Below are 13,631 nucleotides of genomic sequence, written 5' to 3'. Positions count from 1 at the left end.
AGTGAGCCTGCTCGCGATGGCGGTCTGTCAGGCACTGAAATTCTGAATGAACCGGCGCAATCGCGAGCAGGCTCACTCCTACAAGGTATTGTGGTGATTATTCGAGGCGCGCCAGACGCTCTTCCAGTGCGGCAATCCGTGCTTCCAGTTCTTCGATGCGTTCAACTGACACACCGCTGGTCGCGCGCTCTCCAGGATTCTGCCGCGCCGCCAGGATCGCCTCGATATCTGCCGGATCGCTCAGTGCATGGGTGTAGCGGTCTTCACGCTGACCGGCCTGACGGGGAATCAAAACCGCCAGCCCACGCGCGATCAAGCGCTCGAGCTGATGCACCACCTGCTCGGCATCTTCGAAATCATGCATGCGGCCACTGCGGGTCAGCAGCTCATTCACCGTTTGTGGGCCACGCAGGAACATCAAACCGGTGAGAATGACCTGGGCCGGCACCAGCTCCAGCGCCTTGTCGAGCTTGTGCTCCCAGCGATCAGCGCGACTGCCCATGACCAGTTTCGCGTAACCGTGGCTTTCCAGCGCTCGCAAGCTTTGGCCAACCTGACCTTGAGTCAGGTTCATCACCGGTTCGCGGCTGGTTTTCTGATTGCAGGCCAGCACCAGCGCATTAAGGGTCAGCGGATAGGTTTCCGGGCTGGTGGCCTGTTTTTCGATCAACGCACCCAGAATGCGGATTTCCGTGGCGTTGAGCCGTGGTTCGTCGGTGGTGGTTGCTAGTTCGGTGGTCATCGCGCGTTCCCTCAGCAGTCGAAGGCGCCTAGCCTAATCCTTGGCTAACAAAAGGCAAGCCGTGTGGTCATCAAGCATGGCTATAATCGCCTCCACGTTCCACCCAGCCACTACACGAGACTGCCATGACCATTTCCCTGTACGCCGCATCCGTCCCGGTTTTTCAACAAATGCTCAACGCCCTGAGCGATGTCCTGAAAAAGGCTGAAGCCCACGCCACCGAAAAAAACATCGACCCGAACGCCTTCCTGCAAGCGCGCCTGTACCCGGACATGTTCCCGCTGGTGCGTCAGGTGCAGATCGCGGTCGACTTCGCCAAAGGCGTGTCCTCGCGTCTGGCCGAAGTCGAAATCCCGAAATATGACGACACCGAAACTACCTTCACCGAGCTGCAGGCGCTGATCGCCAAGGTCCTGGCCTACATCGGCGAGATCAAGCCGGAGCAGATCAACGGCAAGGAAGGCATCGAGATCGTGACCCGTCCGGGCACGCCGAAAGAGAAGCGCTTCAGCGGCCAGGCCTACCTGCTGAGCTACGGTCTGCCGCAGTTCTTCTTCCACGTGACCACTGCCTATGACCTGCTGCGTCATAACGGTGTTGAAGTGGGCAAACGCGATTACATGGGCGCGTACTAAATCGTTAGAAGCCCTCACCCTAGCCCTCTCCCAAGGGGAGAGGGGACTGATCGCGTTGTTTGTTCGAGATACGCCGACCTGATCTATCGAGTCGAACTCAAGACTTGAATGCGACAAAGATCGGCTCCCTTTCCCCCTCGCCCCCTTGGGGGAGAGGGTTGGGGTGAGGAGGGAAAGATCTCAGCCACAAAAAAGCCCGCCAAGGTTCACTCCTTGGCGGGCTTTTCATTGCAGCAATTGTTACGCAGTGCGCTGGGCTTTCGCTTCTTCACCCAGGCAAGCCGCTGCGGTGAACAGCACGTCAGTGGACGAATTCAGCGCAGTCTCCGCCGAATCCTGCAGCACACCAATGATGAAACCAACCGCCACCACCTGCATGGCAATCTCGCTCGGGATGCCGAACAGGCTGCACGCCAGCGGAATCAGCAGCAGCGAACCGCCGGCCACGCCCGACGCGCCACAGGCGCAGATCGCCGCGACGACGCTGAGCAGGATCGCGGTCGGGATGTCCACGGCAATCCCCAGCGTGTGTACCGCTGCCAGGGTCAGTACGGTGATGGTGATCGCTGCGCCGGCCATGTTGATGGTTGCGCCCAATGGGATCGATACCGAGTAGGTGTCTTCGTGCAGGCCCAGACGTTTACTCAGTTCCAGGTTGACCGGAATGTTCGCCGCCGAGCTGCGGGTGAAGAACGCGGTGATGCCGCTTTCGCGCAGGCACTTGAGGGTCAGCGGGTACGGGTTGCGACGCAGTTTCCAGAACACGATCAGCGGGTTCATCACCAGCGCGACGAACAGCATGCAGCCCAGCAGTACGCCGAGCAGGTGCGCGTAACCGATCAGTGCGCCGAAGCCCGAGGTCGCGAGCGTCGAGGCCACCAGACCGAAAATGCCCAGAGGTGCGAAGCGAATCACCACGCGCACGATCAGCGTCACGCCGTTGGACAGATCGCCAACCACTTCGCGGGTGGTGTCACCGGCGTGGCGAATCGCGACGCCCATGCCGATCGCCCAGGCCAGAATGCCGATGAAGTTGGCGTTCATCAGGGCGCTGACCGGATTATCGACCACGCTCAACAGCAGGCTCTGCAAGACTTCAGTGATCCCGCCCGGCGCGGTCACCGCGACGTTGTCGGTGGACAGCACCAGATGCGAGGGAAACGCCATGCTGGCGACAACCGCGACCACCGCCGCAGCAAAGGTACCGAGCAGGTACAGAAACAGAATCGGCCGGATGTGGGTTTCCTGACCGTGCTTGTGGTTGGCAATCGACGCCATCACCAGCACGAACACCAGAATCGGCGCCACGGCTTTCAGCGCCGAGACAAACACCTTGCCGATGAATGCGGAGCCTTTCGCCGCTTCCGGAGCGAACAGCGCCAAGGCGATACCGGCAATCAGGCCGATCAGGATCTGCGTGACCAGGCTGAGGTTTTTCAGGCGTTGCAATAGAGAAGGGGATGAAGCGGTCATAACGGCATCTCTGATTTTTTATAGGGTGCAAGGTTGCGTGAAACCGGTGATACATCGGGGGCAGATCACCGGCACGAACCGAAAAGGCTGACGCGCCATCAACGCTGTTAAACAGGCCGCTGAATAGGGTGTACGTTTTTCAGGGCGCGGACTTTATCACAGCGTAGGCGTTATCCTTCAGGCCTGTGACGATCTGCCACCGGATAGATCGGCAAGTCGGCAGGTTTGTGCAAGTCAGTCCGGAAACACTCTGTTAAGATTCACCATCCTCATCTTCATAGTCTGCCAGCGGGCCTTTCGGTCATCGCTGGTGTCGTCGTTTTGCTGGAGTTGCTCATGCTGTTGCCCATTCTTCTGTTGTCCGCCGCCGGATTCACGGTGCTGACCACAGAATTCGTCATCGTCGGCCTGTTGCCGGCCATTGCCCGTGACCTGGCGGTAACCATTCCGCAGGCGGGTTTGCTGGTGACTCTATTCGCTTTCACGGTGGCGATGTTCGGTCCATTTTTGACCGCGTATTTCGCCCGGTTCGAGCGGCGCAAGCTGTTCATCACCATTCTGATCATGTTCGGCCTGGCCAACACCGTTGCGGCGCTGGCGCCGAACATCTGGGTCATGGCCATTGCCCGTCTGATTCCGGCGCTCGGCCTGCCGGTGTTCTGGGCCTTGGCCAGTGAGACCGCAGTCGACATCGTCGGCCCGGATCACGCTGGCCGCGCGATTGCCAAGATCGGCTTCGGCATTGTTTGCGCGACGGTGTTCGGCATTCCGGTGGGCACGTTGATTTCCGATGCGTTCGGCTGGCGCAGTGCGTTCGCGATTCTGGCGGTGATCGCTTTCGCCAAGGCCTTGCTGCTGTTTGTTTACCTGCCGAAAACCAGCCTGCACCAGCATCAGGTCAGTTTCGCTTCGCAGTTCAAGATCCTGCGCAACCCGCTGATGATCGGTCATGTCGTATTGTCGATCCTGGTGTTCAGCGGCATGTTCACCGCTTACACCTATCTGGCCGACATCCTTGAGCGTCTGGCCGGGTTCAATGGCACGGTGGTTGGCTGGTGCCTGATGGGCTTCGGTGCGGTCGGGCTGATCGGCAACTCGCTGGGCGGCCGTGCGGTGGATCGTCATCCGTTGGGCGCCTCGGTGCTGTTCTGCGCGTTCATGATTGCCGGCATGGTCTCGCTGGTGCCGAACATTCACTCGACGGTGGGGCTGGCGGTGGCCATGGGCATCTGGGGTATCACCCAGGCTGCACTGTTTCTGGTCAGCCATGTACGGCTGATGAAAGCCGCACCAGAAGCGCCAGCCTTTGCCGCCTCGCTGAATATCGCCGGGGCCAACCTCGGGATCGGCCTCGGTGCGATGATCGGCGGACGGGTGATCGACAGTGCCGGCCTCGGCTTTCTGGGGTTCGCCGCTGCCGGTTTCATTTTGTTGTCGGTGTTCCTTGCCATGGTGTTGATGACGCTCAAGCCGCGCGAAGCGTGCGTCCAGGCGTCATAACGCGGTAAACAGCTCGCGTCGGGCACCTTCGGTAATCGCAACGATGCCGGGGTGCTTGACCTTGCGCTCCACCGAAATGGCATAGAACGACTCGGTCACCGCGTCGGTCTGGCCAATCACTTCGACGCCGTACTGGCGTTTGACTTCATCGGCAATCACGCTCGGGCCGATGAAAATCCCGCTGCCCGATTGGCCGAAGGCCTGCATCAGGGCGCTGTCATCGAACTCCCCGACGATCCGCGGCTGGATCTGCTGCTCGGCGAACCAGCGTTGCAAACGGCTGCGCACCACGGTTTCGGCCCCGGGAATCAACAGCGGTGCACCGTTGAGGCTGCGCGGAAAATCCTGCCCGTATTGCGCCGCCAACTGCGCGGTGGCGAAGAAACTGATCCCGCATTCGCCGAGCTTCTGGCTGTAGCCCTTGATGTCGAGGTGCGACGGCATGGGGCTGTCGGATATCACCAGGTCCAGACGCTGGATCGCCAGATCCGCCAGCAGGCGTTCGAGTTTGTCTTCGCGGCAGGTGATGCGCAGTGGCTCGTGCAGCTCCATGGTCGGCGCGATCAGGCGGTAGACGATGGATTTGGGCACCACATCCGCCACGCCGACGCGGAACAGGATCTGCTGCTCGTTGGGCTGGGCACGCAGCATCAGCTCCAGTTCACCGCCCAACTGAAACATCTGTTCGGCGAAGGGCAGGGCCTGGCGCCCGGCTTCGGTCAGTTCCAGCTGACGGCCGACCCGTTGAAACAGTTCGATACCGTACGTTTGTTCAAGCAGCGATATCTGCCCGCTGATGGTCTGCGGCGTGAGGTTAAGTTGCTCGCAGGCACGCACGATGCTGCCGGTCTTCGCCACCACCCAGAAATAATGCAGCTGTCGGTAATTCAGCACTCTACGCCTCCCCCCTGTAGGAGCTGCCGCAGGCTGCGATCTTTTGATTTTTTAGAGCAAGATCAAAAGATCGCAGCGTTCGGCAGCTCCTACATTGATTGTCATAGTTCGTTTGAACCGAAGTATAGCCGCTAAAAATACGAATTTTCCTGAAGTGTTTGTCTCCCTAGAATGCCCAGCCATCGACGGGTGGTCTGTGACCCTGTCTGTTCATTCGAAGGAAAGCCTCATGAAATACACAATCCCTGCACTGATGTTTACGTCTTTACTGCTTATGGCCGGTTGCGATCAGGCCGAGAAAAGCGCCCAGCAGTTGATGGGCAAGGCGGCCGAGAGCGCCAAACAGGCAATCGACGATACGCATAAAGCGGCAGAGCAGGCGCTCAGCGACGCCACTGGCGGCCTGATCGAGAAAAAAGAAACACCGGAGAAAGATGCGGAAAAATCCGAATCTTCCTCCAAGACCATCTAAACCGTCTTACAAAGAGTCAGGACTGACCCATGGAATATCTGTTAGAACTCGCCGCCAGCCCCGCCGCCTGGGTTGCCTTGGCCACACTGGTGGTGATGGAGATCGTGCTCGGCATTGATAACCTGATCTTTATTTCGATCCTGACCAACAAGCTGCCCGTGCAGCATCGGCAGAAGGCGCGGCGCATCGGTATCGGCATGGCGCTGATTCTGCGTCTGGCCCTGTTGAGCACCATTGCCTTCATCGTGCAGTTGACTGCCCCGGTGTTCGAAATCATGGGCCAGGCGTTCTCCTGGAAGGACATGATCCTGATTGCCGGTGGTCTGTTCCTGGTGTGGAAAGCCACGACCGAGATCCATCACAGCATGGACCCGGCGCCGGAAGACCCGAAAAGCGCGACATCGACCGTGACCCTGGGCTTTGCTGCCGCGATCGGTCAGATCCTGATGCTGGACATGGTGTTTTCCATCGACAGCATCATTACCGCGGTGGGCATGACTGAGCACTTGCCGATCATGGTGATCGCGGTGGTGGTCTCGGTGATGGTGATGCTGTTTGCGGCTGAGCCTTTGGCCAAGTTCATCAACGACAACCCGACGGTGGTGATGCTGGCCCTGGGCTTCCTGATCATGATCGGCATGACGCTGATCGCCGAAGGCTTCGGCGCCCATGTACCGAAAGGGTATGTGTATGCGGCCATGGCATTCTCGGCAGCGATTGAAGTGCTGAACATGCTGTCGCGCCGGGCGAAGCAGAAGAAGCTGGCGCAGCAGGCTTAATCTGCAGCAAATCAAAAGGCCGGCTGGACGTCAGTAGTCCAGCCGGCCTTTTTGCTTTATGTCTCATGCCTCATGGCTTATGCCGTATGGCTGGTGACTTATGTAGGAGCTGCCGAAGGCTGCGATCTTTTGACTTTGAAGATCAAATGATCGCAGCCTTCGGCAGCTCCTACAGGGGTTTTATATCAACTGACCTATCAATGCGCAGTCGCGTGGCTGGCGCTTTGTCTTTCAGGTTTTTGTGCCGCTGCCGAATCGACCGGGTGATGGTGGCGCCGCGCAATACGCAGCACGCCCCACAGCATGGCGCTGGCCACTGCCAGCCAGCCGGCAATCAGCATTACGATAGTCATGGTCAGGCTCATCAGTGCCTCCTCTTTGCCCTGCGTCGGGCACTCACTTTTTCAATTCGCTCTGTTTCAGTGACAGTCTAGACAATGGGGTGTTTCAGACTATTGACCAAAGGTCGGTGATGACCAATCAGTTCGCTCTATGCAATCGATCGGTCTGCGGTTTAAGGCTATACCGCAGGCGTGCGCCGCCCTATGATCGCAGGCGTTGCCGGAACACGATGACCGGCGTCTGATGAGAGTGACGATGGTGCAGGTATTTTCTCGATTGCGAGGGGCGCTGCTGATTGCCGGTTGCGCGGCCGTGTTGGCAGGGTGTGCGGGCAGCGTGGCGCCGCAGGTCAAGCGCCTGCCGGAGCGGGTGGAACTCAGCGGCACGTTCTATCGCGGCGAAGCCAATCAGAGTGGTCCGCAAGTGCTGGCCAGCCTGTTATCGCAGCAGGGCATCATGATCACCCCGGGCTTGCTGGAGAAACCGTTGCATCTGCCGGGGGCACAGGATCAGTTGCAACAGAATCTGCAGAACCTGGCCCGCGATTACGGCATGGTGGTCTATCCGCTGGACAAGAACCTGCCAGCCTTGTTGACCCAGGTGGCGGCCGGTTATCCGGTGATGGTGCGCTTCAGTGAAGGCTCGGCGTTCTGGGCTGAACCGCGTTACGCGATCCTTTCCGGTTACGACCGGCTGAAACAGAAGGTGCTGTTGCGCGCCGGGATGAATCGTCGCGAACTGATGAGCTTCAGTTCTTTTGAATCGGCGTTCGAAAAGTCGGGTGGCTGGGCGGTACTGATCCAGAAGCCGTCGCAGATTCCCGCCGAGGTTGATCGCCAGCGCTGGCTCACGGCAGCGGATGAGCTGGCGCAGGCCGGGCAGGAACGTGAAGCGGCGCAAGCCAAAAAGGCGTTGGCCGCACATTAAGGCTCCGTTCGTCATCTGCCGGGCACCCTCACGCCCGGCAGGTCTCTCACTGATAGAGCCCGAATGTGCGGGTGATTCAGGAGGCGAGCATGGCAGATTCCCCATCCCCGAAAGGCCCACACTCGAGCGAGCATTCGTCCGGTCATGATCTGGGTTTTGATCCGGATTCGCCGGACCTCGACGATCCACAGGTTGACCCCGTCGGTCCGGCCAAGGCGCCGAAAGACGTGGAGCCCGGCGAAGACAGTAAACGTCCGGCCAAGCCTTACGATCCTTTGGCTGACCTGAAACCCTGAAGTGAGGTGCGTATGAGTACCGATTCCAGCTTCGACGATAAAAAACCGGACAGCGTGCCTACCACGCCTGAGGACGATGTGGATCCTGTGTTGGATCCGGACAGTCCGCTGCGGGATCCGTTGGCGCGGCCCAATGTGCTGACGCCAGATCCGGGCGCCGGCGACGGCATCCCGGATGACGACAAAATGCCGCTACCCAATGATTGAATAACGGATATTCAACCACGGCTGAATACCTCTGTGGCGAGGGAGCTTGCTCCCGCTGGACTGCGCAGCAGGCCTTCTCTTGTTAAAAAAGAAGGTCCGCTACGCGCCCCGGCGGGAGCAAGCTCCCTCACCACAATTGGGTTTTTCTGGTTACTTGGAGGCTTCGACCACGCCGCTCTGGCGATTCTTGAGGTTTTTCTCGGCCTTGTATTGCTGTGCAACTGCCGGGACGCTGGCGCTGCGACCGGTTTCCACCCAGCTGCGAATACGGCTTGCATCGGCAAAATGCGTGTACTTGCCGAACGCATCGAGAATCACTAGGGCCACCGGACGGTTGCCCATTCGTGTGACCAGTACCAGACAGTGCCCAGCCGGATTGGTAAAGCCTGTTTTGGTGATCTTGATGTCCCAGTCAGCCTTGTTCACCAGGTGATCGGTGTTGCGGAAACCCAGGGTGTAATTGGGTTTGCGGAACGCTACGGTTTTTTCCTTGGTGGTGGTCAGTTCGCTGAGGATCGGATGCTTGCTCGCGGCGACCAGCAATTTGCTCAAGTCGCGGGCGGTGGACACGTTGCGTTCAGACAGCCCGGTCGGCTCGACATAGTGCGTGTTGGTCATGCCCAGCGATTTGGCCTTGGCGTTCATTGCGGCGATGAACGCGGCGTAGCCGCCTGGATAGTGATGCGCCAGGCTGGCGGCCGCGCGGTTTTCCGAGGACATCAGGGCAATCAGCAACATCTCGCGACGCGGCAGTTCACTCTTGAGTTTGACTCGGGAGAACACGCCTTTCATTTCCGGCGTATGGCTGATGTCGACGTCGATCCATTCGTCCATGTTCTGGTGCGCTTCAACCACCACCAGTCCGGTCATCAGTTTGCTCACCGAGGCGATCGGTACGATCACATCCGGGTTGCTCGAATAGATGACTTTATTGGTCTGCAGATCCATGAGCAGGGCGCTGCCGGAGGCGATCTTCAGTTGCGAGGCATCGCGTGGCGCGGCGGTAGTTTCAGCGGCGTTGACGGTTGGCGTGACGAACGTGCCTGAAAAAGCAAAAATCAGGCTCAGGATCGAAAGACGAATTTTCACGCGGGCGAACTCATAAAGGTTGGATATTCCGTTAGTTTGTAACGGGTTATTTCTTCAAAGCGTCGCATTCTAGGAGTATGGCTGAAGATCTGTCGATGGTTGTTTGAATGACCTGAAAATCTCGTGAAAAGGCCTGTAAAAAGAGGGGTTTCCGGCGAACGGTTAGTGTTTTTTCTCAGATACGAAAAACCCCGCACAAGGCGGGGTTCTTTTCTTGCTGAAATTACGCCTCAGGCGTGCAGGGTTTCTGCGGCGTAGAGAGTGTTTTCCAGCAGGCAGGCACGGGTCATCGGGCCAACGCCGCCCGGTACCGGAGTGATCCAGCCGGCGCGGGGCAGGGCGGTTTCGTACACCACGTCACCGACCAGCTTGCCGTCGTCCTGACGGTTGATGCCGACGTCGATCACGATCGCGCCTTCCTTGATCCACTCACCCTTGACCAGGCCCGGCTTGCCGGCGGCGACCACTACCAGATCGGCGCGGCCGACGTGGCCGGCCAGATCCTTGGTGAAGCGGTGGGTGACGGTCACGGTGCAACCGGCCAGCAGCAGTTCCATCGCCATCGGGCGACCGACGATGTTGGACGCGCCAACCACCACCGCATCGAGACCATAAAGGTCAACGCCGGTGCTTTCCAGCAAGGTCATGATGCCCTTCGGGGTGCATGGGCGCAGCAGCGGGATGCGTTGGGCCAGACGGCCGACGTTATAAGGATGGAAGCCGTCGACGTCTTTGTCCGGGCGAATGCGCTCCAGCAGTTTGGAGGCGTCCAGGTGCTCGGGCAGCGGCAGTTGCAGCAGCACGCCGTCGATGGCCGGGTCGTCGTTGAGGCGATCGATCAGATCGGTCAGCGCTTCTTGAGTGGTTTCGGAAGGCAGGTCGTAGGCTTGAGAGAGGAAGCCGACCTCTTCACAGTCTTTACGCTTGTGCGAGACATAAACCTGAGAGGCAGGATCGCTGCCGACCAGGATCACCGCGAGGCCGGGAGTGCGCAGGCCTTGCTGGCGACGCTCGGCAACTCGTTGGGCGATCTGCTGGCGCAGGCTGGCGGCGATCGATTTGCCGTCGATTAGTTGTGCAGTCATTGCGCGTGATTAACCATCGAGAGGGGAAAAAAAGAGAACGCATTCTCGCATGTCAGGCGGTGAGGGCAAAGGCGCTTGGTCAGCAAATTCCCCTAACTCCTTTAATTAAATGAATTTTTTTCAAAAAAGATTTGACGACCTTAAGGTCGCTCTATACTATTCGTCGCACTTGTCGGGCACAGCCTAGCACTGGTTAAGAAGGTCGAGCGGAATTACGGTTCTGCGAGACTGGAAAGCACTTAGTTTGTAGTCCTCCAAGGGTGCAGATTAACAAGGCGCCCGTAGCTCAGCTGGATAGAGCATCCGCCTTCTAAGCGGATGGTCGCAGGTTCGAGTCCTGCCGGGTGCGCCATTAGGCAGCTTTGGCACAAGTAACGCGATATGGTGGGCGTAGCTCAGTTGGTAGAGCACGGGATTGTGACTCCCGTTGTCGTGGGTTCGATCCCCATCGTCCACCCCATATTTCGAAAGGCGCCAGATGTAACAGTCTGGCGCCTTTGCTTTAAAAGCTTCATCTGCGGATGTGGTGGAATTGGTAGACACACTGGATTTAGGTTCCAGCGCCGCGAGGCGTAAGAGTTCGAGTCTCTTCATCCGCACCAATTAAAGCTTCATTCATGCCGCAGGCCTGATGAAGTTCAGCAAAGAAGTTGAATGGCTTTTTTGTGACGCAATATGGTGGGCGTAGCTCAGTTGGTAGAGCACGGGATTGTGACTCCCGTTGTCGTGGGTTCGATCCCCATCGTCCACCCCATATTTCGAAAGGCGCCAGATTTAACAGTCTGGCGCCTTTTTTGTTTTACGGCTTGTGGTTTGTTGTGTCGGGTTTCAGGTCCAGGGGCAGGGCGTTCGTCGTGTTCACGGGCTTTCAGCCGTTGCGCCGACCACCGGCAATGTTCACGGGATCAGCCGTCAGGGAGATGGCTCGCGGTCTCTTCTATATATAGAAGCGGTTGAAACAGAGCCCTGGCGTGATGGTCTTTATTCGTCTTCGGGGTGGAGTGCATTGCTGCATTCACACCTATAAATGGCCTGCTGTTTTTTTACCCGTTTCCAGTAGGGTGACTTCTTGAGTTTGACCCACTAGAATGCATGCCCTTGATTCTGGGGTCGGAAACGGCCGGCTAACGTCTGTGCAACGAGGAATATCCATGCAAGTTTCTGTTGAAAATACTACTGCTCTTGAGCGCCGCATGAGCGTCACCGTGCCGGCTGAGCGCATTGAGAGCCAGGTCAACAAGCGTCTGCAGCAGACTGCCCAAAAGGCCAAGATTGCTGGCTTCCGTCCAGGCAAAGTGCCAATGAGCGAAATCAAGCGCCGTTTCGGTGCTGACGCTCGTCAGGAAGCTGTTGGTGATGTCATCCAGTCCTCCTTCTACGAAGCTGTGGTTGAGCAGAAGCTGAACCCTGCCGGTTCGCCTTCGATCGAGCCAAAGTCGCTGGAAGCTGGCAAGGACCTGGAATACGTTGCCGTATTCGAAGTGTTCCCTGAGTTCACCGTTGCCGGTTTCGACGGCATCACTGTCGAGCGCCTGAGCGCTGACGTGGCTGACGCTGATCTGGACAAGATGCTGGACATCCTGCGCAAGCAGAACACCCGTTTTGAAGTGACCGACCGTGCCGCTCAGAACGAAGACCAACTGAACATCGATTTCGTTGGCAAGGTTGACGGCGAAGTGTTCGCTGGCGGTTCGGCCAAAGGCACTCAACTGGTGCTGGGTTCCGGTCGCATGATCCCGGGCTTCGAAGAAGGCCTGGTTGGCGCCAAAGCGGGCGAAGAGCGCGTTCTGAACCTGACCTTCCCAGAGGACTATCAGAACCTGGACCTGGCCGGCAAAACCGCTGAGTTCACCGTGACTGTAAACACCGTGTCCGAGCCTAAGCTGCCAGAGCTGAACGAAGAGTTCTTCGCTCAATTCGGCATCAAGGAAAGCGGTATCGACGGTTTCCGCACCGAAGTTCGCAAGAACATGGAGCGTGAACTGCGTCAGGCCATCAAATCCAAGGTAAAAAATCAGGTAATGGACGGTCTGCTGGCCACCAACCCGATCGAAGTGCCTAAGGCTCTGCTGTCCAACGAAGTTGACCGTCTGCGCGTGCAGGCTGTTCAGCAGTTCGGCGGCAACATCAAGCCTGACCAACTGCCGGCCGAGCTGTTCGAAGAGCAAGCCAAGCGCCGTGTAGTGCTGGGTCTGATCGTGGCTGAAGTGGTCAAGCAGTTCGACCTGAAGCCTGACGAAGCCCGCGTTCGCGAAATGATTCAGGAAATGGCTTCGGCTTATCAGGAACCTGAGCAGGTCGTGTCCTGGTACTACAAGAACGAGCAGCAACTGAACGAAGTTCGTTCGGTTGTGCTGGAAGAACAAGTTGTGGATACTGTTCTGCAGAAAGCTAGCGTGACCGACAAATCGGTCTCTTACGAAGAAGCGGTCAAGCCGGTAGAAGCTCCAAAAGCCGACTGATTGTTTTTGCGTTAAGAAGTACACACATAAGCCAGCCTTCGAGCTGGCTTATGCGTATTCAAGACATAACTATTTGGGAGTGACTGCAGAGCATGTTCCGTAATTCGTATATTCAGCAGAACTCTGATATCCAGGCCGCCGGCGGCCTGGTCCCGATGGTTGTCGAGCAATCTGCTCGTGGCGAGCGCGCCTATGACATCTACTCGCGCCTTCTGAAGGAGCGCGTAATCTTTCTGGTGGGTCCTGTAGAGGACTACATGGCCAACCTGATCTGTGCGCAATTGCTGTTCCTTGAAGCGGAAAACCCGGACAAGGACATCCATCTCTATATCAACTCCCCGGGCGGTTCGGTGACAGCGGGCATGTCGATCTACGACACCATGCAGTTCATCAAGCCAAACGTATCGACGACCTGCATTGGTCAGGCGTGCAGCATGGGTGCATTCCTGCTGACGGCCGGTGCTCCAGGCAAGCGTTTCTGCCTGCCGAACTCGCGTGTGATGATTCACCAGCCACTGGGCGGTTTCCAGGGCCAGGCGTCGGATATCGAAATCCATGCCAAGGAAATCCTGTTCATTCGCGAGCGTCTGAACACGCTGATGGCCAAGCACAGCGGTCGTACGCTTGAAGAAATCGAGCGCGACACCAACCGCGACAACTTCATGAGTGCAGAAGCTGCGAAGGAATACGGACTGATCGACGAAGTCATCAACCAGCGTCCTGCGTAA

Annotated in this window: 15 protein-coding genes and 4 tRNA genes; 13 read left to right on the top strand and 6 right to left on the bottom strand. The window is 58.0% G+C overall.

The features are described from left to right. Nucleotides 1-97: 97 nt before the first annotated feature. A complete protein-coding gene (locus tag ACU680_RS13835) occupies nt 98-742 on the bottom strand; it encodes a YceH family protein (protein ID WP_367084076.1) in 645 nt (214 codons plus the stop codon). A 125-nt stretch (nt 743-867) separates the two neighbouring features. Here ACU680_RS13835 and ACU680_RS13830 point away from each other — a divergent pair, with 125 nt between their 5' ends. Then, nucleotides 868-1,377, top strand: coding sequence for a DUF1993 domain-containing protein (locus ACU680_RS13830; protein ID WP_367084077.1), 510 nt, complete (start codon nt 868-870; stop codon nt 1,375-1,377). Nucleotides 1,378-1,617: 240 nt separating this feature from the next. On the opposite strand, the gene sstT is transcribed toward ACU680_RS13830, so the two are convergent. Next, nucleotides 1,618-2,850, bottom strand: coding sequence for a serine/threonine transporter SstT (gene sstT / locus ACU680_RS13825; RefSeq protein WP_096795703.1), 1,233 nt, complete (start codon nt 2,848-2,850; stop codon nt 1,618-1,620). A gap of 336 nt (nt 2,851-3,186) precedes the next feature. Between sstT and ACU680_RS13820 the strand changes: the two genes are divergently transcribed. After that, complete coding sequence (locus tag ACU680_RS13820) at nt 3,187-4,350, top strand: MFS transporter (protein WP_115990233.1); 1,164 nt, start codon at nt 3,187-3,189, stop codon at nt 4,348-4,350. On the opposite strand, the gene nhaR is transcribed toward ACU680_RS13820, so the two are convergent. Next, nucleotides 4,345-5,244 (bottom strand): transcriptional activator NhaR, encoded by a 900-nt coding sequence (gene nhaR, locus ACU680_RS13815; protein WP_007965381.1) that lies wholly within the window; start codon nt 5,242-5,244, stop codon nt 4,345-4,347. The genes ACU680_RS13820 and nhaR overlap by 6 nt on opposite strands. Before the next feature lie 229 nt (nt 5,245-5,473). Between nhaR and ACU680_RS13810 the strand changes: the two genes are divergently transcribed. Together ACU680_RS13810 and ACU680_RS13805 are read left to right on the top strand one after the other, a co-directional pair. After that, on the top strand, nt 5,474-5,716 hold the full coding sequence (locus ACU680_RS13810) for a hypothetical protein (protein ID WP_007965379.1): 243 nt from the start codon (nt 5,474-5,476) through the stop codon (nt 5,714-5,716). Nucleotides 5,717-5,745: 29 nt separating this feature from the next. Next, nucleotides 5,746-6,495 carry a TerC family protein gene (locus ACU680_RS13805; protein ID WP_367084079.1) on the top strand — a complete coding sequence of 250 codons (750 nt, stop codon included), beginning with the start codon at nt 5,746-5,748 and terminating at the stop codon, nt 6,493-6,495. A 197-nt stretch (nt 6,496-6,692) separates the two neighbouring features. On the opposite strand, the gene ACU680_RS13800 is transcribed toward ACU680_RS13805, so the two are convergent. Further along, nucleotides 6,693-6,860, bottom strand: coding sequence for a hypothetical protein (locus tag ACU680_RS13800; RefSeq protein WP_448179716.1), 168 nt, complete (start codon nt 6,858-6,860; stop codon nt 6,693-6,695). A 232-nt stretch (nt 6,861-7,092) separates the two neighbouring features. On the opposite strand from ACU680_RS13800, the gene ACU680_RS13795 reads away from it, so the two are divergent. The 3 genes from ACU680_RS13795 (at nt 7,093) to ACU680_RS13785 (ending at nt 8,267) form a co-directional block, all read left to right on the top strand. Next, nucleotides 7,093-7,764 carry a peptidase C39 family protein gene (locus ACU680_RS13795; protein WP_367084080.1) on the top strand — a complete coding sequence of 224 codons (672 nt, stop codon included), beginning with the start codon at nt 7,093-7,095 and terminating at the stop codon, nt 7,762-7,764. Between the two features lie 89 nt (nt 7,765-7,853). Then, nucleotides 7,854-8,060, top strand: a complete 207-nt coding sequence (locus ACU680_RS13790) for a DUF6021 family protein (RefSeq protein WP_007965370.1) — start codon at nt 7,854-7,856, stop codon at nt 8,058-8,060. A gap of 12 nt (nt 8,061-8,072) precedes the next feature. Then, the gene (locus ACU680_RS13785) at nt 8,073-8,267 is read left to right on the top strand and encodes a hypothetical protein (RefSeq protein WP_007965369.1); all 195 of its coding nucleotides are present in this window, start codon (nt 8,073-8,075) and stop codon (nt 8,265-8,267) included. Nucleotides 8,268-8,417: 150 nt separating this feature from the next. On the opposite strand, the gene pbpG is transcribed toward ACU680_RS13785, so the two are convergent. Then, on the bottom strand, nt 8,418-9,356 hold the full coding sequence (gene pbpG, locus ACU680_RS13780; protein ID WP_367084081.1) for a D-alanyl-D-alanine endopeptidase: 939 nt from the start codon (nt 9,354-9,356) through the stop codon (nt 8,418-8,420). A gap of 230 nt (nt 9,357-9,586) precedes the next feature. Beyond that, entirely contained in the window at nt 9,587-10,441 is an 855-nt protein-coding gene (gene folD, locus ACU680_RS13775; RefSeq protein ID WP_003223627.1) for a bifunctional methylenetetrahydrofolate dehydrogenase/methenyltetrahydrofolate cyclohydrolase FolD, read from the bottom strand. Nucleotides 10,442-10,716: 275 nt separating this feature from the next. Here folD and ACU680_RS13770 point away from each other — a divergent pair. From ACU680_RS13770 to clpP, 6 genes are all read left to right on the top strand, one after another. Continuing rightward, nucleotides 10,717-10,793 (top strand) — tRNA-Arg (locus tag ACU680_RS13770). A gap of 32 nt (nt 10,794-10,825) precedes the next feature. After that, nucleotides 10,826-10,901, top strand: a tRNA-His gene (locus tag ACU680_RS13765). A gap of 57 nt (nt 10,902-10,958) precedes the next feature. Further along, nucleotides 10,959-11,043: transfer RNA gene (locus tag ACU680_RS13760), tRNA-Leu, on the top strand. A 76-nt stretch (nt 11,044-11,119) separates the two neighbouring features. Then, nucleotides 11,120-11,195: transfer RNA gene (locus ACU680_RS13755), tRNA-His, on the top strand. Nucleotides 11,196-11,592: 397 nt separating this feature from the next. Continuing rightward, nucleotides 11,593-12,903: a trigger factor gene (gene tig / locus ACU680_RS13750; protein ID WP_007965363.1), complete on the top strand. Its 1,311-nt coding sequence runs from the start codon at nt 11,593-11,595 to the stop codon at nt 12,901-12,903. 92 nt (nt 12,904-12,995) lie between these two features. Then, nucleotides 12,996-13,631, top strand: coding sequence for an ATP-dependent Clp endopeptidase proteolytic subunit ClpP (clpP, locus tag ACU680_RS13745; protein ID WP_007951559.1), 636 nt, complete (start codon nt 12,996-12,998; stop codon nt 13,629-13,631).

The sequence above is a fragment of the Pseudomonas sp. LF020 genome (genome assembly GCF_053456425.1).
This window is presented reverse-complemented; position numbering and strand designations above follow the sequence as displayed.